20 protein-coding genes are annotated in these 24,034 nt (G+C 58.0%); 4 read left to right on the forward strand and 16 right to left on the reverse strand.

The genetic code is table 11. The annotated features are described in order from the left end of the window. Positions 1-164: 164 nt before the first annotated feature. The 12 genes from MUU53_RS18935 to MUU53_RS18990 all read right to left on the reverse strand — a co-directional run bounded on the left by MUU53_RS18935 (position 165) and on the right by MUU53_RS18990 (position 14,711). Positions 165-1,130, reverse strand: a complete 966-nt coding sequence (locus MUU53_RS18935; protein ID WP_247262276.1) for a beta-ketoacyl-ACP synthase III — start codon at positions 1,128-1,130, stop codon at positions 165-167. A gap of 11 nt (positions 1,131-1,141) precedes the next feature. Beyond that, positions 1,142-2,407 carry an adenosylmethionine--8-amino-7-oxononanoate transaminase gene (locus MUU53_RS18940; protein WP_247262277.1) on the reverse strand — a complete coding sequence of 422 codons (1,266 nt, stop codon included), beginning with the start codon at positions 2,405-2,407 and terminating at the stop codon, positions 1,142-1,144. Continuing rightward, complete coding sequence (gene bioD, locus MUU53_RS18945) at positions 2,404-3,042, reverse strand: dethiobiotin synthase (RefSeq protein WP_247262278.1); 639 nt, start codon at positions 3,040-3,042, stop codon at positions 2,404-2,406. The genes MUU53_RS18940 and bioD overlap by 4 nt, the downstream gene beginning before the upstream one ends. Beyond that, on the reverse strand, positions 3,039-4,178 hold the full coding sequence (locus MUU53_RS18950) for an 8-amino-7-oxononanoate synthase (protein WP_247262279.1): 1,140 nt from the start codon (positions 4,176-4,178) through the stop codon (positions 3,039-3,041). Before MUU53_RS18950 ends, bioD begins: the two co-directional genes overlap by 4 nt. Positions 4,179-4,317: 139 nt before the next feature. Further along, on the reverse strand, positions 4,318-5,925 hold the full coding sequence (locus MUU53_RS18955) for a glycoside hydrolase family 43 protein (RefSeq protein ID WP_247262280.1): 1,608 nt from the start codon (positions 5,923-5,925) through the stop codon (positions 4,318-4,320). 70 nt (positions 5,926-5,995) lie between these two features. Next, positions 5,996-7,129, reverse strand: coding sequence for a Gfo/Idh/MocA family protein (locus MUU53_RS18960; protein WP_247262281.1), 1,134 nt, complete (start codon positions 7,127-7,129; stop codon positions 5,996-5,998). Positions 7,130-7,153: 24 nt separating this feature from the next. After that, the gene (locus tag MUU53_RS18965) at positions 7,154-7,915 is read right to left on the reverse strand and encodes a sugar phosphate isomerase/epimerase family protein (protein ID WP_247262282.1); all 762 of its coding nucleotides are present in this window, start codon (positions 7,913-7,915) and stop codon (positions 7,154-7,156) included. 54 nt (positions 7,916-7,969) lie between these two features. After that, entirely contained in the window at positions 7,970-10,399 is a 2,430-nt protein-coding gene (locus tag MUU53_RS18970) for a beta-mannosidase (RefSeq protein WP_247262283.1), read from the reverse strand. 7 nt (positions 10,400-10,406) lie between these two features. After that, positions 10,407-11,495, reverse strand: coding sequence for an ABC transporter ATP-binding protein (locus MUU53_RS18975; RefSeq protein ID WP_247262284.1), 1,089 nt, complete (start codon positions 11,493-11,495; stop codon positions 10,407-10,409). Positions 11,496-11,500: 5 nt separating this feature from the next. Continuing rightward, a complete protein-coding gene (locus MUU53_RS18980; RefSeq protein ID WP_247262285.1) occupies positions 11,501-12,442 on the reverse strand; it encodes a carbohydrate ABC transporter permease in 942 nt (313 codons plus the stop codon). Beyond that, positions 12,435-13,337: a carbohydrate ABC transporter permease gene (locus tag MUU53_RS18985; protein ID WP_247262286.1), complete on the reverse strand. Its 903-nt coding sequence runs from the start codon at positions 13,335-13,337 to the stop codon at positions 12,435-12,437. Before MUU53_RS18985 ends, MUU53_RS18980 begins: the two co-directional genes overlap by 8 nt. Before the next feature lie 138 nt (positions 13,338-13,475). Then, positions 13,476-14,711, reverse strand: coding sequence for an ABC transporter substrate-binding protein (locus MUU53_RS18990; protein ID WP_247262287.1), 1,236 nt, complete (start codon positions 14,709-14,711; stop codon positions 13,476-13,478). Between the two features lie 400 nt (positions 14,712-15,111). Here MUU53_RS18990 and MUU53_RS18995 point away from each other — a divergent pair, with 400 nt between their 5' ends. Continuing rightward, on the forward strand, positions 15,112-16,164 hold the full coding sequence (locus tag MUU53_RS18995) for a LacI family transcriptional regulator (protein WP_247262288.1): 1,053 nt from the start codon (positions 15,112-15,114) through the stop codon (positions 16,162-16,164). A gap of 111 nt (positions 16,165-16,275) precedes the next feature. Here the strand turns inward: MUU53_RS18995 and MUU53_RS19000 are convergent, their stop codons facing one another. Next, the gene (locus MUU53_RS19000) at positions 16,276-17,709 is read right to left on the reverse strand and encodes a methyl-accepting chemotaxis protein (RefSeq protein WP_247262289.1); all 1,434 of its coding nucleotides are present in this window, start codon (positions 17,707-17,709) and stop codon (positions 16,276-16,278) included. 156 nt (positions 17,710-17,865) lie between these two features. Further along, on the reverse strand, positions 17,866-18,030 hold the full coding sequence (locus MUU53_RS19005; protein WP_247262290.1) for a hypothetical protein: 165 nt from the start codon (positions 18,028-18,030) through the stop codon (positions 17,866-17,868). Between the two features lie 168 nt (positions 18,031-18,198). Here MUU53_RS19005 and MUU53_RS19010 point away from each other — a divergent pair, with 168 nt between their 5' ends. From MUU53_RS19010 to MUU53_RS19020, 3 genes are read left to right on the forward strand one after another with little or no spacing between them, the layout of a single operon-like run. Further along, entirely contained in the window at positions 18,199-18,552 is a 354-nt protein-coding gene (locus tag MUU53_RS19010) for an ArsC family reductase (RefSeq protein ID WP_247262291.1), read from the forward strand. A gap of 13 nt (positions 18,553-18,565) precedes the next feature. After that, on the forward strand, positions 18,566-19,045 hold the full coding sequence (gene ybaK, locus MUU53_RS19015) for a Cys-tRNA(Pro) deacylase (RefSeq protein WP_247262292.1): 480 nt from the start codon (positions 18,566-18,568) through the stop codon (positions 19,043-19,045). A 46-nt stretch (positions 19,046-19,091) separates the two neighbouring features. Beyond that, the gene (locus MUU53_RS19020; protein ID WP_247262293.1) at positions 19,092-20,345 is read left to right on the forward strand and encodes an aminopeptidase; all 1,254 of its coding nucleotides are present in this window, start codon (positions 19,092-19,094) and stop codon (positions 20,343-20,345) included. Between the two features lie 43 nt (positions 20,346-20,388). On the opposite strand, the gene xseA is transcribed toward MUU53_RS19020, so the two are convergent. Then, positions 20,389-21,999 carry an exodeoxyribonuclease VII large subunit gene (xseA, locus tag MUU53_RS19025; protein WP_247262294.1) on the reverse strand — a complete coding sequence of 537 codons (1,611 nt, stop codon included), beginning with the start codon at positions 21,997-21,999 and terminating at the stop codon, positions 20,389-20,391. A 65-nt stretch (positions 22,000-22,064) separates the two neighbouring features. Continuing rightward, complete coding sequence (locus MUU53_RS19030; protein WP_247262295.1) at positions 22,065-23,915, reverse strand: hypothetical protein; 1,851 nt, start codon at positions 23,913-23,915, stop codon at positions 22,065-22,067. Between the last annotated feature and the right edge of the window lie 119 nt (positions 23,916-24,034).

Raw genomic sequence — 24,034 nt, forward strand, 5'->3', positions numbered from 1 at the left:
CTCTGCTTCTTCATTCGTCCGTCCTCAATGGGCCGGACTCTAATCCATTCTGGAGGAAATTCTCAGGGGCAGGTCACCTTGATATACTTGTTAATAATAGAGTGGGATAGTCACTGCGATAAGCTTTAAAAAAGGCCGGTGGTAAATCTCCGGCCTTTTTGCTGTCACATACGCCAGACAACGGCGCCGCCGGACATGCCGGCACCTGCAGCTGTCATCAGCAGCGTTTCGCCGCCCTTGAACTGAGCTTGTGCATTCGCAATAGAAAGCGAAAGCGGAATGGTGGCGGCGGATGAATTGCCATAATCACCAAGCGTTCGAACGGAGCGATCCGCATCCAACCCAAGTCGCTCCTCCAGCGCATCGATGATGCGACTGTTGGCCTGATGCGGGATAAATCGATCAATGGCGGGCGGTGATACATTCGCGCTTGTCAGCGCCTTTGTCGCGCAATCTCCCATCATTTCGACCGCCAGCGAAAAGACCTTGCGGCCATCGCGCATGGACATCCGGGTTTCCTCCAGATCCATCGCCATCTCAAAGGGCTGGGCAGATCCGCCCGCAGCAATTCCGATCAGCTCGTAATTTGACCCGTCGGAAACGAGTTCCGAGCTGAGCAGACCACGACCCGGCTGCGTCGAGGGCGTCAGAACCACAGCACCAGCCGCATCAGCAAACAGAATTGCGCTTGCCCGCTCCTGCCAGTTGATGCGGCGGCTCAGGATATTGGCCGCGACAACAAGCACTGCCTTGCCCTGCGTTCGCACAAAGCCGTCCGCCAGAACGAGCGCCTGGATAAAGCCGGAACAGGCGCCAGCGAGATCCACCGCGCCTGAACGTTTCAATCCCAGACGATGAGCCAGAAGCGGCGCTGACGGTGGCAGCAGGTGATCTGGCGTGGAGGTGGCAAGAAGCACCATGCCAATATCTCGTTGGTCAAGACCTGACTGATGCAGTGCCATGGCCCCGGCCTTAGCAGCCATATCCGTCAATTGATCCTCGGGCATTGCCCAATGCCTTGCGCGGATTCCGGTTCGCCTCTCGATCCAGCCAGCCTCGAGATTGAAATGAGCCTCCAATTCCGCATTCTCCACGCGGCGCTCCGGCACATGATGACCGAAGCCAGCCATATAGCTTCCGATCACAGTGCACCTCTTGCAAGCTGATCGATACCGTCCGAAATGGCGTCATAGGCAAGATCAAGATCGGCCTCTGTGACGCAATAAGGCGGCATGAGATAGATGACATTGCCAAGGGGGCGTATCAGAGCACCGCGCTCACGGAAGAAGCGCCGAAGTTTTGGCCCCACATCGGAGAGGTAACCGCCCGCCGGAACAGCCAGTTCGACAACCGCAATGGTTCCGATCTGGCGAATATCAGCAATGCCCGAACTGCTCTCGAAACGGCGCAGCCTCTCGCGATGCAGGGTCTCGATTGTTGCGATCCGGTCCAGAACCGGCTCATTGCGCCAAACGTCCAGATTGGCGACCGCCGCCGCACAGGCGATCGGGTTGGCGGTGTAAGATGAAGAGTGGAAAAAGGTCTTTCTGCGATCGGTCGAGCAATGCGCCTCGAAGATCTCTGATGTCGCCAATGTGGCAGCCAGTGGCAATGCGCCGCCCGTGATGCCCTTGGACAGACACAGGATATCCGGCGCAACACCTGCCTGTTCGCAAGCCAGCAAAGTTCCGGTTCGCCCCCAGCCAGTCATTACTTCATCGGCGATCAGCAATACGTCATGTCGCTTGGTAATCTCTCGAAGCTGGGCGAGAAGTTGCGGCGCGTAAATCTTCATACCGCCTGCACCGAGCACAAGCGGCTCGATGAGAAGGGCTGCGGTCTGACCTGAACGGCACAAGCGTTCCAGGGCATCCAGCGTCTGCTGCTCCTCGCCTGGATCGGGAAACGGGATCGTATCGACGCCGAACAGCAAGGGCTCATAGGCGGCGTTGAACACGCCACGTTCTCCGGTCGACATCGTGCCGATCGTATCGCCGTGATAGCTGTGTTCCATCACCACAATGCGAGACCGCTTAAGGCCTCGATTGTGGAAGGTGCCGAGCGCCATCTTCAGCGCCACCTCGACCGCCGTTGATCCGCTATCGGAGTAAAACACGTGGTTCAGGCCCGCCGGTGCAAGCTTTACCAGACCTCTCGCCAAATCCTCCGCCGGATCATGGCTGTATTCGGCGAAGATGATCTGGTCATACCGGTCGAGCGCGTGGCGGATTGCCTGCATGATCAGCGGATGCCGATGCCCGTGGGTGATGACCCACCAGGAGGAGATCGCATCCAGAACGCGCCTGCCGTTTTCCTCGATGAGATAGGCTCCGTCGGTAGCGGCTATCTTCTGGAGGGTTGGTTCGAGTGCGTGCTGCGTAAAGGGATGCCAGATGGGCGATGTCATACCTCTTCTACCCCAAAGTCATTCAGATCGAAGTGAGCGCTGAAGGCTTGCCGCAATGTCTCAGTGTCCAGTCTATTGAGCTTGGGCAGACGCCCGAGAACCCTGACTTTCCCCAGTTCGGAAATGATTGCCTGGCTGTCGCGGACCTCATCGCCGATAAAGACCACACCAAGGATCGGGATCTTTCGCACCCGCATGGCTTCCAGAGACAGAAGCGTGTGATTGATGGTGCCAAGTGCCGTTCGGGCGCAAAGTATGGTCGGCAACTGCCAGCGGGCGAAAATATCCGCATAAGTGACGCGTCGGGTCAGCGGCACCAGAAGCCCGCCCGCCCCTTCGATCACCAATGGCCGTTCGACCTGCGGCGGAACAAGCGCGAGCGGATCGATCTCGACGCCATCGATCTGCGCGGCCAGATGGGGGGAGACAGGCGTCTTCAGCTTCCACGCCTCCGGTAGGATTCGAACCGGCTCGGCCCCGGCAAGACGCGCAACGAGCTCGCTGTCGGTCTCCTCCTCCAGCCCGCTCTGCACCGGTTTCCAGTAATGGGCATCCAGTGCCTGCACGAGTGCTGCGGAGAACACGGTTTTCCCGACGCCGGTATCGGTGCCGGTCACCACAAAGGTTTGGCTCATCTCTCGTCTTCCAGAATGTATGCCAGTTGATCGACCATTCGTTCAATCGTCCCCTGGTCGACGTTGAGGGTAATGGTGATGCGTAGCCGCGCCGTGCGCGCGGGCACCGTTGGCGGGCGAATGGCGCGCACATCAAATCCCGCCGCCTGAAGCCGCGCCGCCACCCGGACGGCTCTGGCATCCTCCCCAAGGTGGATGGGTACGATCTGTGTCCCGCTGGTCGCGATACCGAGTCGCTCGCCGATCCGTTTGTTGGCAAAGTTCGCGAGATCCTGAAGTGCCGTCCGGCGCTCAGGCTGCGACTGGACAAGTTTCAGCGCCTCCAGCACAGCGAGCGCCTGCAACGGTGGTGGTGCCGTAGCATAGATGAATGGGCGCGCGCGATTGATCAAGAAGTCGCAAAGTGTGCGACTGGCACCGACCAGACCGCCGAACGCACCCAGCGCCTTGCCGCAGGTGTGCAATGTGATGACGTTCTCTCTTCCCTCCAGCGCCGCTGCAAATCCACGGCCATCCGGCCCGTGTACGCCCGTTGCATGGGCTTCATCGATCACCAGAAAGGCTTGATGTCGATCCGCGATCTCCGCCAGATCGGCCAAGGGAGCGATATCGCCATCCATGGAATAGAGACTTTCAACGACGATCCAAGGGTGCCCCTTGCCGCCTTCCCTTCTCCAAAGCCGGATTGCGTCTTCGAACGCCGCAGCTTCATTATGTGCAACGCCTCGAACATCGGCGCGACTTGCCCGCATGCCATCGTGCGCACTGGCATGAACCAGCATGTCATGAAGGATCAGATCGCCAGGCTGCGGCAGGGTGGACAGGATGGCGACATTGGCACTGAAGCCACCGCCAAAGTACAGCATCCGCTCTGAACCGAAAAACCGGGCTGCCTCTTCCTCCAACGCCTCGTGTTCTTCATGATGGCCACGCAAGAGGCGCGACCCTCCGGAGCCTGTTGCAACGCCCCTATTCAAAGCGTCGATCATTCGGGTAGCCAGTTCAGGGGAGCGGGCAAGGCCGAGATAATCGTTGGAGCTGAAATCTGCCCCTGCGGGAAGGTTCAGTCGGCGCAGACGCCCCCTTGCTGCCAGAACATCCAGTTTATTCTCAAAAGCGTTAGTGATTGCCGTCATATTATAGATAATTCTTCAAAATCCCTATTTAGTTGGGAGTTTCTAAACTAGACGCAAAAATTTTTATAGATAAAATTCTGGTGGCGAAAAAGAAGGCGGACCAAGGCCCGCCTTTGTTGAGGTGACTGCTGCTGGGAATTCAGATGCTCTCGTAGGAAAAACTCAGGAAATCGGCGGTCTTTGCGCGCCCTGTCACATCGAACGCGAAAATGCCGGCAAAGGCTCCGGTGAAGGAACCATGTTCACCGCGACCGCCTTCATCCGAAACGACACCAGCATCCAGAAGCGGGCCAATCGGTGTCCAGTCCGCCTCCTGCGAAGAACGATAAAAGAATTGCAAGTCGTTCTCGCAGATTTCCATTGCCAGATGCACAGGCCCGTCGGGTAAGGAAACTCCGCTTTCAATGGGAAACTGCATGCGGGCGTGCGGGAAGTCACCGGGGCAGGAGAAGATCGTCACCACGCGTCCAAGCTTCTCATGCCATGTCACGACGAGCGCGTGAAACTTGTGCCGGTTATAATAGTGAGTGAGACCTGCTGCCTGCTGATAGGTTTCAGGCTCAAACTCCAGAACTGTCTCCGCGCGGAAACTGTGGTGCTCCTGCCTGCGCGCCAGAAGCGCCTGTTCGAACCAGGAACCGATGCTTTCGCGCCCGATCAGCCGCAAAGCCCCCGGCCGCTCCGTCAGCGAGAAGATGCGTGCCGGCTCAGGCGTGCGCAACCACTGGAAATCTTTCGGCAGCTCGGGCTGATCGAAGGTATAATCAATGCGAACCGGCTGTTTCAACGGCTCCACATCGGTGGGCGCGGGCACATGCACTGCTGGCACGGCGCTGCCATGGGCCAGATACAGCCAATCGTCACGCCAGACGCATTTTTGAAGCGCCGTTTCACGCCCCAGCGTGCAGCGGCGTTTAGGGGCCATGGGGCGTCCGCAGAGATGCGTATGATAGGCCTCACCATCCGGTGTCTCGACATATTGGCCATGCCCGGCTCGCTGAAGCACGGCGTCCAGCGCATCCTTGGAGGTGATGAGATGCACATCCGGATGCATCTCATAGGGACCATCGATCTGCCGGGAACGCGCCATGGTCACGGCATGATCATAGCCGGTGCCGCCTTCCGCGGTGGTGAGATAGTACCACCCATTGCGCTTGAAGAGGTGCGGCCCTTCCACCAGCCCCAGCGGGCTGCCGGCAAAGATGTTCTCAATCGGCCCTTTGAGGCTTTGCGTCTGCGCATCCCATTCCTGCAGGAGGATGCCATCGAAGGCCGGATGTTTGGGCGCACCGCCATAGCTTTCAGTGCGGTGGTTCCATTGCATGTTCAGGAACCACTTGCGCCCGTCATCATCGTGAAAGAGCGACGGATCGAAACCGGAGGAGTTCACATAGACAGGATCCGACCAGTCGCCTTCGATCGTCGGCGAGGTCACGATGTAATTGTGGGCATCCTTGAAGTTGCCGTCGAGCCGCTTCACGTCGGTATAGACCAGCCAAAACAGACCATCGGCATGGGAAAGGCACGGCGCCCAGATGCCACAGCTATCCGGATTGCCACGCATATCCAGCTGGCTTTTGCGCTCGAGCGGGCGGCGCACCAGCGTCCAGTTCACCAGATCGCGGGAATGGTGGATCTGCACGCCCGGATACCATTCGAAGGTCGAGGTCGCGATGTAATAGTCCCCACCCACCCGGCAGATGGAGGGGTCCGGGTTAAAACCGGGCAGGATGGGATTGCGGATCATGGTCATTTCCTCCTCGAAGTGCCTTCAAGCCGGTCTCACCTCCTCAAGCGGGACCGGCTTGTCTTGCATCCTACCGCAACAGCGCCAAGGCCTCGTCGATACCGAGTGCTGCTGGCTGGGTGCAGGTGGTCGTCATCTCGATGAAGCGCCCTTCCTCGCCCGATTTCAGGATCGAGGTCATGACATCGATGCCGTGCAGGGCACGGTCCAGAGAGCAGCGCGCGTCGCGGCCTTCGATCAATGCCATGGCCATGTCGGCAAGACCTGCGGTCCGGTAGTTGGCGCGCGGGCCACGCGGGCTTTCCTGATTGTCCTTGGCGAAGGGGTGGTCCCACATGTCCAGCGGCTGGATATCCATGTTGCGGCCGGATGTTTCCACCTTTCCGCCGAAGAAGTTCGGGTCCGGCACATAAATGGAGCCCTCGGTGCCATAAAGCTCCATATTGGCATGGCGGTGCGACCACACATCCCAGCTTGCCGACAGGGTGATGGTCGCCCCATTCTGGAATTCCAGAAGCGCATGGATATTGGTCGGCGTCTCGACAGGGATCTGGGTTCCGGCCAACGGCTGGCTGGTAACGGTGCGGGTCGGGTTCGCCATGGATGTCAGCGCACCGACGCGTTTGACCGGTCCAATGAGGTTGATGAGGTTTGCAATGTAGTACGGGCCGAGATCAAGGATCGGGCCGCCGCCGGCCAGGAAGAAGAAGCCGGGGTTTGGATGCCACATTTCCATGCCGGGGCTCATGACATGGCAGGTGCCGGACGTGATGCGCCCGACCGCGCCATCATCAATCGTCTTGCGCGCAAGCTGGTGCGAGCCACCCAGGAAGGTGTCAGGGGCGCAGCCGATGGCAAGGTTCTTCGCATTGGCAAGCGCCCGCAATTCTTCGCCCTCTTCCAGCGAGAGCACGAGCGGCTTTTCGGAATAGACGTGCTTGCCCGCCTCCAGAATAGCCTTGGAAACGGAAAAATGCGTTGCCGGGATCGTGAGGTTGACGATGACGTCCAGTTCGTCATTCGCTAGCAGCTCGTCGACGGTCTGCGCCGTCACGCCGTATTCCTCGGCGCGCAGTTGTGCCGCATTGGGGTTGATGTCTGCACAGGCCAGCATCTTCAATCCCTTGAAGAGCGGGGCAAGCGACAGATAGGTGGTCGAGATATTGCCGCATCCAATGATGCCGACGCCGAGTTCCTTGGTCATGGAGGTCTCCGTGCCCGATTCTTGTTAGTAGGTCTTGAAAGAGGTCATCGAGCGCGCAATCAGGCGGTCGAGATCCTTCGGATTGTCATGTTCGAGCACGAAATGCCGCGCAGAGGTCAGCCGCAGTTTCGCCATCAGGTCCCGCCAGGGAACGATGCCGTGCCCTACGTCTGTCCAGCCATCCTCATCGGTGTTTTCACCGGCAGGCGCGATGTCCTTCACATGGACGGCATGAATGCGCTTGGCTTCCTTTTCGATCCAGCTGAACGGATCTGCCTTGCCGCGCACCACCCAGGCGATGTCCGCCTCCCAGGCGAGATCCGGTCCACCGGCAAAAATCTGTTCCTGCGGGGTGGAACCGTCTTCCAGCGCCTGGAATTCGAAATCGTGGTTGTGCCAGCCGAAGACAAAACCGGCATCCTGATAGCGCTTGCCAGCTTCTCCCAGTCTTTGGCCAAAGGCGTGCCAGCCCTTGGCGTCCGCAGGTCGCTGATCGGGCATCAGATAAGGGCAGTAGATCGCTTCGATACCAAGGGCTTTTGCGATCTTGAGCGCCTGTTCCGGATCCTTTTCCAGAAGATCGAGGCCGAAATGGCCTGTCGGCATCGTCAGGCCGTTTGCATCCAGATCGGCGCGAAGCCCCTGAAGTGCGGCATAGTCCATCGTGGCATAGATGCCGCCATAGCCTTCAACCGTCTTATAACCGGCTGCCGCGAGCTTCTTGAGAGTTTCGGACAGAGGCGGGAAATTGCGGGCGCTGTAGAGCTGGAAGCCAAGTTCAGTCATGTCATCCTCCCGGGCTGAGGGCAGCCCATGTTCATCAATGGTTGGCCTGCTCGCTCAGGAGCAGGATTGCAGGTCGTAGAGGCGGAAACTCGGCTCCGCCGCTGCGGGATCGGAAGGGGTGAAGGTGATGCGGCGGATTTCTCCCGCGGCAAGGTCGAATGCGTTGTCGGAGAAGCGTCCCGGCGTTTCGCTCTCGATCATCACGTAAAGCGCAAGGCCTGCCGATTGCACGGTGAGGTCATAACCGCCTGTCGGCGCAGGCTGAATATCTAGGCCAAGCCCTGCCGGTTGCAGATCCAGCGACTTATAGGTGCCTTGTACATAGTGACCTTCGCCCCCCATGCCATTGCTTGCCGTGAAGCTCCAAGCCAGGAGACTGTCAGCAGGAATCTCAGCAGCGGCAACAGTTGTCGCAATGACCGCCGCATCCGGTGTGCAGACGGCATCCAGGCGCTTCAATTCAGTACGCTCTCCATTCAGCGAAAGCAGCGAGAGACTGAGCGACACCGTCACATCGTCCATTGTGTCATTGACCACCGAGAGCCGGATTTCGGAACCCTCTTCGGTGGGAATGGCTGCAACATTCACGGGCTGGAAGAAGCGGCGAGCCAGATAATGCAGCGCTTTCCAGCCGCCGCCATAGTCGAGGCTCGACCAGGAGGCGACAGGCCATGTATCGTTCAGCTGCCAGTAAAGCGTGCCCATGCAATGGGGTTTCAGAGAGCGCCAGTAATCGACGGCCGTCCTGATGGCGAGCGCCTGCTGGATCTGGCTGAGGTAGACGAAATTGGCAAAGCCTTCCGGAAAGCGAAAATACCGGAACATTGTCGCGGCGATCCGCTCATTGCCGCCCACGTTTTTCTGATGCAGCTCGATGACCGGAGAGGCGATATTCATATGCCCCTCCCCCGCAAAGGTGCGAATGACGGGCAGCGAGGTGTAGGACTGGAAGCCGAATTCCGAACAGAAACGCGGCCTGACCTTGCGATAATCCTCGAACGGCTTGTTTTCGTGCCAGACAGACCAGTAATGCATGTCGCCGGAGCCATCGGCATGCCACGCATCACCATAGTCCAGATAGCCGGAGGCGGGGCTGGAGGGCCACCAGAGCGCATCGGGTGCAGCTTTCAGGAGCGTCTGCTCTATGGTGCGGTTCAGGCGATCGTAGGAGACCAGATAGCGATCGCGGTTCTCGATGGATTGCTTGAACCAGGTGAGCGCCCCGACCAGTTCGTTGTCGCCGCACCAGAGAACGATGGACGGATGCGTGATGAGGCGTCGCACCTGATAATCGACTTCCGCCGCGACATTCTCCAGAAAATCGGGTGTGGAGGGATAGAGATTGCAGGAGAACTGGAAGTCCTGCCAGACCATCAGCCCCATCTGGTCGCAGAGGTCGTAGAACCAATCCGCTTCGTAAAAGCCGCCGCCCCAGACACGGATCATGTTCATATTGGCATCGACAGCAGACTGCAGTAGGTCGCGCGTCTTTTCGTAACTGGTCAACGAATATAGGGCGTCGGCAGGGATCCAGTTCGCTCCCCGGCAGAAGATCTCACGACCGTTGATGCGAAACGCAAAGCGGCTGCCCGCCTCATCCTTGTCCGTCAGCAGTTCCACCTGGCGCAAGCCGATCTGCCGGATCACGGTTTCGGACGGAATTTCGACGGCCAGTTCGTAGAGCGCCTGTTCACCACTGCCGGACGGCCACCAGAGTTTTGGCGCATCGATATGAAAGACATGGCTTACGGTATTTTCGCCGGGCCTTAACCCCATATCGAGGCGCAGCCGCTCTTCGCCAAACGAGAAGAAGATGGGCGTCGTACCGGGAAATTTCGCAAACAGCGTAACGGTGACGCTGACATCTACGCCGTCCGCCGTGTGGGTTTGACGCGCCACCACGCTTTCGATGCGCGATTCTTCAAGCTTTTTCAGCGCAATGGTGCCGTAGAGGCCCAGTGGCGCAATCGCGATGTTCCAGTCCCAGCCAAAATGGCACTGCGGTTTGCGCAGCATATTGCCGTTGGGAATGGGGGAATTGCCTTCGTGATAGGGCACGAAGAAGGGCTGCTTTACCTGCCGATCCGCCCCCTCGCGAATACTGGAATGAAACAGAATGCGAATTCTGTTCTCGCCGGTGCGCAAGCTGCGGGAGACATCTGGACGCCAACGCCGGAAGCAATTGTCAGCTTCCAGCACAACCTCACCATTGATTTCGACAGTCGCGACCGTATCGAGATCAGTAATGTCGAGATACCAGTCGCCTCCGGCATCATCGAGAACAAAGTCCTGCTCGATCTGCCAGTCCTGTTCCGCAACCCATCGAAGGTCGAGTTCATTGCGCCCGAAATAGGGATCAGGAATGAGCTCCGCATTTTTCAGGGCCGTATGCACATCACCCGGAATGGGCATCAGCGCCTGCGTTGCCTCGTCCAGAGACGAAAGCCGCCAGTTTCCTGACAGATCGATGATCGACTGCGACATGGGATCCTCAGATGCGGTCTTCGGTTTGCGCGTCAAACAAGGATGCAAGTCGCATATCGAAGCTCATACGAACCTGCGAACCGGGTGCATATCGCCGCGCCCCGGCAATGCGGACAGACATGGTATGACCTGCATGCTTGAGCCAAAGGAGATTGTCCGCTCCCATCGGCTCTTCGATATCAACGACTGCCTGATGAAGCTCCCGATCGGCTTCCGGCTGGTCGATGCCGATATGCTCCGGGCGCAGACCAAGCACGACCTGGCGACCAGCAGCCAGCGGACCGTTTGCCTCATAGCCATCGAGCGAGAAATCGACACCATTGGTGCGAAAGACAGTCTTGCCGCCCGTCTCGATCAGTTCTCCCCGCAGAAAGTTCATCGACGGCGACCCGATGAAGCCTGCCACGAAGAGATTCCTCGGCTTGTTGTAGATGGCGATCGGATCATCAAGCTGCTGGATGACGCCATTCTTCATGATGGCGATGCGGTCTGCCAGCGTCAGCGCCTCGATCTGGTCGTGGGTCACGTAGATCATCGTGTTCTTCAGGCTCTGATGCAGACGCTTGATCTCGACGCGCAGTTCCGAGCGGAGCTTGGCGTCGAGGTTCGACAGCGGCTCATCGAAGAGGAAGACATCCACATCACGCACCAGCGCGCGACCGATGGCAACACGCTGACGCTGACCGCCGGAGAGAGCGGCCGGGCGACGCTTCAGAAGCGGGCCGATCTGCAGGATCTCCGCAGCACGGGCAACGCGTTTGTCGATCTCGGGCTTTGGTACTTTCGCAACCTGAAGCCCGAACGACAGGTTCTTCTCGACCGTAATCTGCGGATAGAGCGCATAGGACTGGAACACCATGCCGATGCCGCGATCCTTCGGTTCTTCCCAGGTGACGTTCCGATCCTTAATGAAGATCTGGCCTTCGGTGGGCTCCAGCAATCCGGCAATACAGTTCAGAAGAGTGGATTTCCCACAACCGGATGAACCCAGAAGAACGATGAACTCGCCATCGCGAATATCGAGGTTCAGATCCTTGAGAACGGTCACGGCTCCGAAGGAAAGCGAAAGTTTACGAATTGAAACGCTATTGGCCATGAAAATCAGCCCTTTACTGCGCCGGCGGCAATGCCGCGGACAAACAAGCGCCCGGAGACGAAGTAAACGATCAATGGTACGGCACCAGTCAGCAGAGTGGCTGCCATGTTGACGTTGTACTCCTTCACGCCCTGGACGGAGTTGACGATATTGTTGAGCTGCACGGTCATCGGATAGCTATCCGGACGAGTGAAGACGACGCCGAACAGGAAGTCGTTCCAGATGCCGGTCACCTGCAAAATCATGGCTACGACAAAGATGGGCAGCGCCATGGGCAGCATGATGCGGAAATAGATCTGCCAGAACCCTGCGCCATCAATACGGGCAGCCTTGAACAATTCTTCCGGCAAAGACGTGAAGTAGTTACGGAAGAGAAGTGTCAGGATCGGCATACCGAAGATGGTATGAACAATCACAAGGCCGGTCAGCGTGCCGTAGATGCCCAGTTCACGCAAAATGATGACAATGGGGTAGATCATCACCTGATAGGGAATGAAGGCACCGATGATCAGAATCGAGAAGAACAGTTCCGAACCCTTGAAGCGCCAGTTCGCCAATGCGTATCCACTGACGGACGCCACAGCGATGGACACCAGAACCGAAGGCACCAGAATGCGGACTGAATTCCAGAAGCCGCGTGAAAGGCCATCGCAGTTCAGACCAGTGCAGGCGCTGGCCCAGGCCTTCGCCCAGGGCTCGAACGTAATTTCCATCGGTGGCGAGAAGATATTGCCCATGCGGATTTCGGGCATGCCCTTCATGGAGGTGACAATCATCACGTAAAGCGGCAGCAGATAATAAAGTGCTGCGACGATCAGCAGGCCGTAGAGAATGATGTTGCGCCGTGAGAGCACCTTGCGCGGTTTGCGTCCGCTGGGGCCAGCCACCTGCGGCGAGACTGCATCGAAACCGGCCGCCGTGCTGTTGAGGGTGGAGATGTTAGCCACGCTTCTTCCCTCCGAATTCGAGATAGGCCCAGGGGATGATGATGATGGCGACCGTGACCAGCATCATGGTGGATGCTGCAAAGCCTTGACCGAGGTTCTGCGCCTGGAACATGTAGTCGTAGACGTATTTCGCAGGAACTTCGGAGGCGATACCGGGGCCACCGCTGGTCTGCGCCACCACGAGATCGTAGACCTTGACGATACCGGATGCGATCAGCACCAGCGTGGTGATAAAGACGGGGCGCATCATCGGAATGATGATCAGAACGTAAGTCTTCCACATCGGAATGCCATCGACTCGCGATGCCTTCCAGATGTCCTCGTCTATACCGCGGAGACCAGCCAGCATCAGGCACATGACCAGTCCGGTTCCCTGCCAGAGACCGGCGATCAGGATGCCGTAGATGACGATATCGGAGTTATAGAGAGGGTCGAATTCGAAGGTGGACCAGCCGAGGCTGCGGACGATGGACTGGACGCCGAATTCAGGGTTAAGGATCCACTGCCAGACAAGCCCCGTTACGATGAAAGACAGCGCGAAGGGGTAGAGAAAGATGGTTCTGAACGTGTTCTCGAAACGGATCTTCTGGTCCATCAGCGCGGCAAGAACAAAGCCGATCACAAGGCTGAAGATCAGCGATAGAATACCGTAGATGGCCAGGTTCTGGATCGAGATGATCCAGCGCGGAGCGGCCCATAGGCGCTCATACTGATCAAGCCCGACGAAGCTGAGGCGTGGCAAAAGCCCGGAGCGCGTGAATGAGTAGACAACGGTCCAAACCGTCCCGCCCAGGAACACGACGAGCGCAACGAGCATCATCGGGATCAGGGCAATCTTCGAATTCAGATTTTTGAACAACTGACTGGGGCGGCCAGCCGAAGAGTGTGGCGCCATGAAGCAAGACCTCCGCATCGAAAACGGCCAGAGCAGGCGGATCGGGGCCGGACCCGCCGTCTCTTCATTCTCGTCCTGTGTGGGGCAGAGAGCCGACCGCTTCCGATGGAAAGAAACGATCGGCCCTCCCTGGGGTGATCAGTTCGCCGATGCGATGATGTCGGCGAAACGCTTCTGCGCCGCTTCCGGCGTGATCGATTCGTTTGCGAAGAACTGCGAGAACAGGTCTTCCTTCTGCTTCTGCGTGTCAGGCGAGAGAAGCTGGTCAGTACTGGATAGAATGTTACCCTTTGCCAGAACCTCGAGGCCCTTCTTCATGCAATCGTTGGCCGACGAAAGATCCACGTCGCCACGTACCGGCAGCGAGCCCTTCTTTAGGTTGAACGCCACCTGAACCTTCGGATCGACGATGGTTTCAGCCAGCTTGTCCTGCGCTTCGGATTTCGCCTTGTCCTTCAGAACAGGGAAATAGAAGGCATCGCCACCTGCTGTCAGGTACTGGTTCAGACCCAGGCCGGGCAAGCAGGTATAATCCGTACCGGCCTTCTTGCCTGCCAGCTGGAACTCACCCTGCGCCCAGTCACCCATGATCTGTCCACCGGCCTTGCCGGTGACAACCATATTGGTAGCCTGGTTCCAGTCCTGCACATTGGTGCCCTTGGCAAGTTTGCGGGCTTCATTGGCCGCCTTGAAGATGGCCGCCATTTCCGGACCTGCGGCAGCCTTGGCGTCCTTGTCTTTGAACACCTTCATGTAAAGGTCCTTGCCGCCCAGCGATATGATAAGCGTATCGAAGGCGCCGGTTGCCTGCCAGGGCTGACCACCAAGCGCCAGCGGCTGTATTCCGGCCTTCTGGAGTGCCGGGCCCGCTGCGACGAACTCGTTCCAGTTTTTCGGAACGTCAACGCCAGCCTTCTTGAATGCCTCGTTGGAAAGCCAGAGCCACTGCCAGGAATGGATATTGACCGGAGCGCAGTAGATCTTGCCGTTGATCGTGCAACTTTCCAGCAGGCTGGCGGGCTTGATGATGTCCTTCCACTTGCCCTTTTCCGCAACAGCCGTGAGATCGCGCATCAAACCGGCCTCCACCAGTTCCTGCGCTTGACGACCGTGGTTGAACTGGGTCGCGCCCATGGGGTCGCCGCCAGTGATACGGCTGATCATGATCGGACGCGCCGTACCGCCAGAGCCGGCGATGGCACCATCCACCCATTTGTTGCCAGTTGCGTCGAACCCTTTCGCGAGTTCCTTGACCGCGGCTGCTTCGCCGCCGGACGTCCACCAATGTGTGACTTCAAGGTCCGTTGCAGCAGCTTGAGCTGCCGGCAGCATGACACCCGCCACGAGAATTGCTTTCAATGCACGCAAATTCATGAGTCTCCTCCCTCACTGAAACGTTGCCGTAAAAAAAGCTATGCGAGTTTCGGGAGGAGCGCAACGGCCTAACGATCAAAAAATTATCAGATTCTGAATTTCTATTTTTGATTGTATAAAGGCAATCTGCATCAGTCGCTTTGATGAAAAAAATCCTTTTCAACGTCTGCATAAGTCAATTTTCCAGATATTCGTATTCGCAAACGCACAGAAAATTTGTGCGTCTGCGTTGTACAACTGAGAGCGGAAAACGAGGCCTAGTCACCGAAAATGGCGCTCGACAAATTGACTGTAACGTTTCAGTTTGATGGCCTGAAATTCTTTTCAGAGAAAGGGCCGCTGCCGTTTTCAGGCATCCGACAGATGTCTATAATCAGCCCCCTCGAAATGGTGGGAACGCATGGACGACAATCATCAGCTTAAATCTTCCGGGAAGGCTCTGGAGCCTGGTGCGCGTCCTACCTTGAAAACGATCGCCTTCATGACCGGCCTCGGCATCACCACTGTGTCTCGCGCGCTCAAAGATGCGCCGGACATTGGCATGGAGACGAAAGAAAGGGTGCGGCTGGTTGCAGCGCAACTCGGCTACCAGCCCAACCGTGCAGGCGTTCGTCTCAGAACAGGCAAGACCAATGTCATTGCGCTTGTTCTCAGTATCGATGAGGAACTGATGGGCTTCACAAGCCAGATGATGTTCGGCATCTCGGAAGTACTGGCCGGAACGCAGTATCATCTCGTCCTGACCCCGCATGTGCACCAGAAAGACCCTATGGTGCCTGTGCGCTACATCCTCGACACAGGGTCCGCTGACGGCATGATAATCTCGCGCACCCTGCCGGACGATCCGCGCGTGGCCCTGATGACGGAACGGAATTTTCCGTTCGCAACGCACGGCCGAACAGATATGGGCATCTGCCACCCGTTCCACGATTTCGACAATGAAGCCTATGCATTCGAGGCGGTGAAGAGGCTTGTTGCGAGTGGCCGGCGGCGTATCGCACTGCTCGCGCCACCGGCGAAGCTATCCTATTACATTCACACGCGCATCGGGTTCGAGCGCGGCCTTGCCGCCTTCGGAGCGACGGAAGTATCCATGGGGCGCATGACGAGCGAGGCGCCCTTGTCAGACCTGCGCAGCTATTGTGCCGATCTCATGCGGTCTGCCGATCCACCCGATGGCATTGTTTCCATCAGCGGCAGTTCAAGCATCGCGCTCATTGCGGGGATCGAGTCAGCAGGCAAGCGTGTCGGTCATGATGTCGACATCGTGTCGAAACAGTCGGCGGAATTCCTGAACTGGATCCGGCCAGAAATTCACACGGTGAACGAAAGCGTGCGCCTGGCCGGGCGCGAACTGGCAAAAGCCGTGATTGCCCGTATCGATGGCGTAGCGCCAGAATTGCTTCAAAGCGTCAGCAGTCCCGTATGGTCCTCCATGGCGCCGAGACACTAGAGTATTTCCAGTGAAAACGGGATCACCCGCAATACTCCATTTCTTTGTTTTTACGCAGTCCGGACGTAAAACCGCTGACGCACTTTTACTGGAACTGCTCTAAAACCGAATTCAGGCCTTGATCGCGAGGCGGATGCCACCCCAATGCCTGCCATTGACGGTGATCGGTGCAGATATATCCTTCATAAGGACAAAGACGCCACCGCCCATGTCTCGGCGATAGGTCTGCATCAGGAAGGGTTCCTTGCCTCGCCCAGCAGCCAAACCAACGCGATCATTGAAGATACGGCGATTACGGCAGTTCGCCGTGTTCCACGTCACATCTCCCGGCCTTTGAGGCTGGGCAAACTTGCGGTTATGGGTTGGCAAGTATCCGTTCTCATCGACGGCTGCGCAAAATGCGATGCGCTCATCGCTGGACGCCACGCGCTCCTGTATGGTCGGAAGCACAGCGTCGGTGAATTCCGTGAACCGCGTCATGTATTGCACTGGATCAGTGCCACGGATCGGCTGGTAGTTGCGGTCGAACAGCGCTCCCATATCGATGCGACCGGAACGCACCGCATCCTCGAATGCGCGGCTCACCTCCTGCGCCACGGACATGACGGTGCGGATGTAGGGCATGTCGGGCGTCTCGATACCGGTACTGGCAACGGCCTGGATCATGCGCTCCGAAATGTTAACCACGTCATTGACCCGAGCCGACGTCGCCTGGAGCTGGTCGTTAGACTTCAGTATCGCATTCGCAGCCACGGCAATCGTTGTCGCGAATTCGCTGCACTGACGGTCGACGGACTCGGTAGTATGGGCTAGAGAAGATGCGCTATCCAGAATACGCGCCATGACGGATTCCACCTCATGGAACGAACCCTGCACCTCCTTGGAGGTGGATCGTACCCCTTCGGCAGAGGTTCGCGCGCCTTCACCCGCTTTTATCAGCATCTCGATGCGCTCGCCGAGCTTCTGCAGGGTCTGCTGGATCGAGGACGTCGTTTGCGAGGTCTGGAGCGATAGCGCCCGAACTTCCGCTGCAACAACGGCGAACCCCTTGCCGGCGTCGCCCGCGCGTGCCGCCTCGATTGCTGCATTTAACGCTAGAAGATTGGTCTGGCGCGCGATTGTCCCGATGTCTTCGGCCAATCGTCCAACCTCGCTGAGCGCTGACGAAAAGGATCTGATTTCGGTTCCGATTTCCTGCGAGGCTGTGACCATGTCGTCAATGGCATGGATGGAGCCGTCCAATTGCTTTGCCTGCACGCCCAGTACTTCGCGCGCACTTGTTGCCAGACTGTCTGTCTCACCGAGCGAAGATGCGATCTGACGATTGGTCTGCGCCATCGCTTGGGCCGCATCCGTCATCCGCCTTAGCAGCGCGGCATGCTCGCCGGACTGGCCGGCAGTATCCTGTAGTGCACCTGCAATATCGACGAGGTGAACGCCGAGATCTGAGGCTTCTGCGGCGAGCCGTGACACAGCATGGCGAAGCGTATTGTCCGCCGCGACATTTTCTTCAAAGTTCGAAGCATGCTGTATAGATGCGACCACGCGATTCTCCCTGAGCTATCGGAAGTATCGGTTGCGATGGTTAAAGCTCAGTGTACCGATGGCCATAACATCGTAAATAATGAAGATATCTCGAAAAACAGAAAAGCCGCGACGGGCGCGGCTTGCATTCGTGAGCAACACTGAGACGGCCAGATATCAGCTGCGATCGAAAGCCTTGGGGTCGATACCCAGCGTTACAAGATCGCGCTTCAGCGGCTTGCGGCCAGCCTCAACGGCGGCGGAAGCGGAAGCGGCGGCACCAAAAACAGCAATCGCACGACCAATGAAACCACCGCGCATTCTGTTTGTGTTCGTAGACATTTTTCTCTCCTTTTGTCTAAACAAGATATCGGTACTGGAGGCTCTTTTTGCAAGGCACAAGAGAAGATGGGAGCCATGCGATTATCGCATGTCCGGTAAATAAGCTTTACCATTTGATCATTCCTGCGGCATTCTACGCACCAGAATCGCACCAGGAGAAAGGCAGCCATGATCACCATCTTCGGCATCAAAAACTGCGACACCATGAAGAAGGCGCGCAACTGGCTGGACAATCACGGTGTCGGCTATCGCTTCCACGACTACAAATCGGAAGGGATCGATGAGGCACATCTTGCCAAATGGATTGCATCCGAAGGTCTTGACGTTGTTTTGAACCGCGCAGGCACAACGTTCCGGAAGTTGACCGACGAAGACAAAGCCAACTTAAGCGAAGACAAGGCAATCGCATTGATGATTGCGCAGCCCTCCCTGATCAAGCGTCCTGTTCTGGAGGCCAACGGCGCCATCACCATCGGCTTCAAGCCAGAGCTCTACGAGGCTCTTTTCTCGTCCTCTCGTTGATCCCGAGGTTGCGATGTCCAAGAATACACGCGCGACGCAGACCCTTGAGAAGACTGGCATCACCTTTACCGTCCACACCTATGATTACGATCCCAATGCGGAGCGGGTCGGGCTTCAGGCGGCGGAAGCCATCGGTGAAGAGCCGCACCGGGTGCTCAAGACTCTGATGGCAGAGGTCGATGGGAAGCCGGTCTGCGTGGTCGTGCCGTCTGACCGCGAGGTTTCGATGAAAAAACTGGCGGCTGCGTTCGGTGGCAAATCCGCAGCCATGATGAAACCCGCCCTGGCGGAAAAGGCGACCGGCTACGTCGTTGGCGGCATAAGCCCCTTCGGACAGAAGAAGCAGGTTCCGACTGCAATCGAGGAGGCCGCGATGAACGAACCGCTGGTTTATATGAATGGCGGCCAGCGCGGGCTGCAGGTGCGCCTTGCGCCAACAGATGCACAGCGCGCACTCAACGCGATCATCGCCTCCGTCATTGCAGAGCGTTGAGGCCCGGCCTATCTCCTATGAATATCATCTTGAAAGCAGGCAGCACATGACCCTTCACACCGAGATCAAGAGCCCCGTCGACCCCATCAAATTGGAAAAGCTGGCAGAGGTCGCCGTCAAGGTCGGCCTTCAATTGCAGCAGGGGCAGGATCTGGTTATGACGGCGCCGCTGGCGGCCCTTCCCCTTGTCCGCCTCATCACAAAGCATGCCTACAGCGCGGGCGCCGGTATCGTATCCACGTTTTATTCGGATGAAGAAACGACGCTTGCGCGCTTCCGTTACGGACAGGATGCGAGCTTCGACAAGGCAGCCGACTGGCTCTACGAAGGTATGGCCAAAGCCTATGCGGGAGGCGCTGCGCGTCTCGCCATCTCCGGCGACAACCCCATGATGCTGGCCAACGAGGATCCGGAGAAGGTTGCTCGCGCCAACAAGGCAACATCCATTGCCTACAAACCAGCTTTGGAGAAGATTTCCAACTTCGACATCAACTGGCACATCTGCTCCTATCCGAACCCGGCCTGGGCACGACAGGTCTTCCCGGACCTTCCTGAAGAAGAAGCCGTCCACAAACTGGCGGAAGCGATTTTCGCGGCTTCGCGCATCAACACCCCTGATCCGATCGCTGCCTGGGCAGAGCACAATGCCAATCTGAAAAAGCGCTCCAGCTGGCTGAACACCGAACGTTTCTCGGCGCTGCACTTTTCCGGCCCTGGCACTGACCTGACCGTCGGTCTCGCAGATGGTCACGAGTGGCATGGCGGCGCGTCTAAGGCCAAGAACGGGGTCATCTGCAACCCGAACATACCGACCGAAGAAGTGTTTACGACACCACATGCCCTGAAGGTTGAAGGCACCGTTTCCTCCACCAAGCCTCTCTCGCATCAGGGTACGCTGATCGACAATATCCAGGTGCGTTTCGAGGCGGGTCGCATCGTTGAAGCCAAGGCTTCTAAGGGCGAAGGTGTTCTGAACAAGGTGCTGGATACGGATGAAGGTGCGCGCCGCTTAGGCGAAGTGGCGCTGGTACCGCATTCGTCGCCGATCTCGGCATCGGGTGTGCTGTTCTACAACACGCTGTTCGACGAAAACGCCTCCTGCCATATCGCACTTGGCCAATGCTACTCGAAATGCTTCCTCGACGGCGCATCTCTGTCACCGGAGCAGATCAAGGCTCAGGGCGGCAATTCCTCGCTCATCCATATCGACTGGATGATTGGCTCCGATCAGGTCGACATCGATGGCCTGCGCGAAGACGGCAGTCGCGTACCCGTCATGCGCAAGGGTGAATGGGCGTAAAGCAATCCGGCAAACGATGTGCGAGCGGCTCGGGCTGCTCGCGCTAAAACAGGAAACCCTGTTCCGGTCCTTTAGCGGAAGCCGATTTGGCTACTCGCTTGCGCGCTACCGGCGCTTCAGGCAATGGCGTAGATGTGGGGGGCTCACTTCCCTCCACCGCACTTGCGCTAATCCGTCCATCTGCAAATTCGACGGACAGCATTTGTCCGGCAGCGACATTGGCGGCCCGCGTCAATGGTCGATCATCCTCACCGCGAATGACAGCATAGCCGCGTTTCAGAACATTCTTGTAGGACAGAGATTGCAGCATCCGGTCATGGGCCAGCACAGCAGCAGTCCGCCTCGACAGCGCATGGACCAAGGCCGTATCTGCATGCCGGATCAAGGATTGAAGGTTCAGACGGTCGCGTTCGATCTGCCCGCTCAGCCTCTGCGGCAGGGAGAGAAGGCTGACCTCCGCCTTGGCCAGCCGGCTTCGCTCGCGCAGCAGATGCCGCTCCAGGCAGCGATCCTTGCGCAAGACCTGCTCTGCAATACGCCGGCGACCATCCGCAATGCGACCGGAAAGAAGTTCCAGCCGCAAGCCCGCCGTCGCCCGTTCCATAATCCGGCGCTTGGCAAGTGTGGTTCTCTCCAAACCTCGACCCAGTCCGGCAGACGCCTCATCAAAACGTCGGCGCGGCAAGGCCAGCAGTTGATCAAGAGAGGGTAGCGCCCGCACCAGAGCCCGCAGGTTCTGCCGACGGCTGTCCATCTGACGCGAAGAACTGCCACGAAGCCGTGCCGCAAGATTGGAAATCTGCGCATCGAGATCGGCCTTTACCGGAACCGCCATTTCGGCAGCCCCGGTCGGCGTTGGCGCTCGCACATCGGCGGCGTAATCGATCAACGTCCAGTCGGTTTCGTGACCCACAGCAGAAATGAGCGGAATCTCGCTGTCCGCCGCAGCGCGCACGACAGCCTCGTCGTTGAAGCTCCAGAGATCCTCAAGGCTGCCGCCACCGCGGGCAACGATCAGGACATCGGGCCTGCGAACCGCACCCAAGGGATCAAGGGCATTGAAGCCGCGGATCGCGTTGGCAACCTCGTCGCCGGATCCCTCCCCCTGCACTGTGACGGGCCAGACCACGACATGCACCGGAAAGCGGTCGGTGATGCGGTGAAGAATATCGCGAATGACGGCGCCGGTTGGTGACGTGACGACGCCGATCACCTTGGGCATGAAGGGGAGCCGCCGCTTGCGCGCCGGATCGAAAAGCCCTTCAGCGCCAAGTTTGCGCTTGCGCTCTTCCAGCAGCGCCATCAGCGCACCGGCCCCTGCGGGCTCCAGTGTCTCGATGACGATCTGATATTTTGACGAGCCGGGGAAGGTCGTGACCTTGCCGGTCGCGATCACCTCCATGCCCTCTTCCGGGCGAAACTTCAGCTTGGAGAAGGACCCTTTCCAGATCACTGCATCAATGCGCGCCTTGTCGTCCTTCAGGGCGAAATAGGCATGACCGGACGAATGGGGGCCACGATAGCCGGAAATCTCGCCGCGCACGCGCACATGATCGAACGCGGTTTCAACGGTACGCTTGATTGAGCCGGAGAGTTCCGACACCGAAATTTCGGCCAGGTTCGTCGGCTGATCAGAGAAAAGGGATCTGCTCATAGGCCCTATCTATCGTATCCGGATGTGATTTTCATCCGACCGCGATGGATTGTCCTGCACTTTTCTTATGGGCGAACGGTGTAAATGCGGAAATGTGACCCTTCCTTCGCGGGTTGAGGCTGAAGGAAATCGGGAACATTGCCCTTGGCAAGCTGCGCATAGAGGCCTTGCGGGTTCACCTTCATAAGGTTTCGGGTCTGCGGATCACCCGCACAGAAAGCAAGAACTGTTACCTTCGCGCCTTTCAGGAAAGCCTCCGCCTCGTCGGGCCTGGACAGTCCGATGTGAAGCTCGGTCAGCATGCCTGCCTGATTGCGATGGTATGGCGCACTCAAAACCCGGTGCGGCGTATAACGAAGAATGGTAGCGCCACTATCGGAGGGGGCAGCGACGACGCCCATGGGATAGCCCGCAAGCGCAAGGCCATCGGCGCTCGATCGGCAGTCGGCTTCACCCTCCATGCTGCTGTTGTCCTTGTATAAAATCGTTTTGAAACTGAACGCTTCCCTTACTCCATTCATCGCGACGGAACCGAACAAGGCCCAAACAACGGGAACGGAAAACAGAGCGGCGAGAATGTAGGCCAGGCCTGCATTCATGTTTTCAGGCTCGGCATTGGAATGGCGCTTCAGGTCGCTGATCAACAACGAAAGCGGAAGGATGGTCAAGGCATTGGTGATGGCGGCGCCACGGACCTGCACGAGAGAAATCAGCCATGCGGTTCCAATAAGCGCCAGAAGCAGCAGATGCGCCTCTGCTCTGTCCTTCTGGATGATCCTGAACACGCAAACGGCCACAGCAAACAGACCGACGAGATAAAAGGCTCCAAAAGTATCCGGCGATGTCGCCAGCAGTGTACGGGCCGACTGCGCTTCCGTCGTGTTATCGAGCCACAGCTCCACCAGCATAGGGTCGAGATTGGCAAGCGGATTTCCAAGACATTGCGGGGCGATCAACAACCCCGTCGCCAGAACGGCGACCCCGATGAGCGCCACGGCAACAATCCGCTGCCTGAGCGTCACCAGACCGGTCAGACGTCCGGCCAGGAAAAGCCCGGCGCCGCCAACGGCTGAAAGCGAATAGAAGCCAAGCGACAGGTTATCGCAGGTTACCGCGCCATAGGCACTGGGCGGCACTGTTGCGAAGAAGAAGGCCGAGATGGAAAGGGCAAAGGCAAGTCCGAAGCTGCGCGCCGCCGGAGCGAATTCCTTGCCGTGCCAGCACCATTGCAAGGTCACGACCATGCAGCCGACGGCGACCACCGGTATGGTTTCGGCCCCGATGGCAATGGCAAAGGCTGCCGCAATACCCGCACACAGATGGCTTGAACCACTCCATCGCCTGTCCAGCAACATCGCCGTCATCACCATGAGCGTCGCCAGTTGTACGTTATGATGATCGATGTTGCCGGGATAGAAGCGCTTCATCGTGAAGATGTAGAGGCAGGCCAAACCCAGCGAAATATGCATGGTGGGGATGCCGCCAAGCCGCCGACCGGCCAGACCGGCAGCCGCCAGGAGAACCACAGCGGTGGACAGTGGCCAGACAATGAGGGCGAGTGTCTCAGCTTCGATGGATGATCCCGTGAAGAGGGAAAAGAAACGGATCAGGGCTGCGATCGGCAGATCGACAAAGCGCGACCAGTGCATCAGCGTGCCGCCCTCCAGACCCAGACGATACTGATGCAGGTCGAACCATCCCTGACCGTTCAACAGATCACGAACCTGAACGAGCCGTACCACATCATCATTGTCACCACCGACGTAATCAGTGGCGGTTGAAAGATGAAAGAACAGGATCAGGCCGATCAGAACGACCGCATAGACGAGGACGCTTGGCAGAAGCCGACTGAAAGTACCTTTCAGTTTGTGACGTTCATCGCCATGAAGGCCGCTTTCGCTCGTCCAGATGGTCATAATCGGTCAATCTCCGGCAACGGCATGCCACGTGATGCGCGGTCGAAACCTAGCCTTAACCTTCTCAAGAAATAGTAAAGCGCGAGCACCCGGCCCTTCTTCCGGCGTCGCCTCCATTT

Origin of the sequence: Affinirhizobium lemnae, assembly GCF_022968395.1 — a bacterium.
GTDB classification, from domain to species: domain Bacteria; phylum Pseudomonadota; class Alphaproteobacteria; order Rhizobiales; family Rhizobiaceae; genus Neorhizobium; species Neorhizobium lemnae.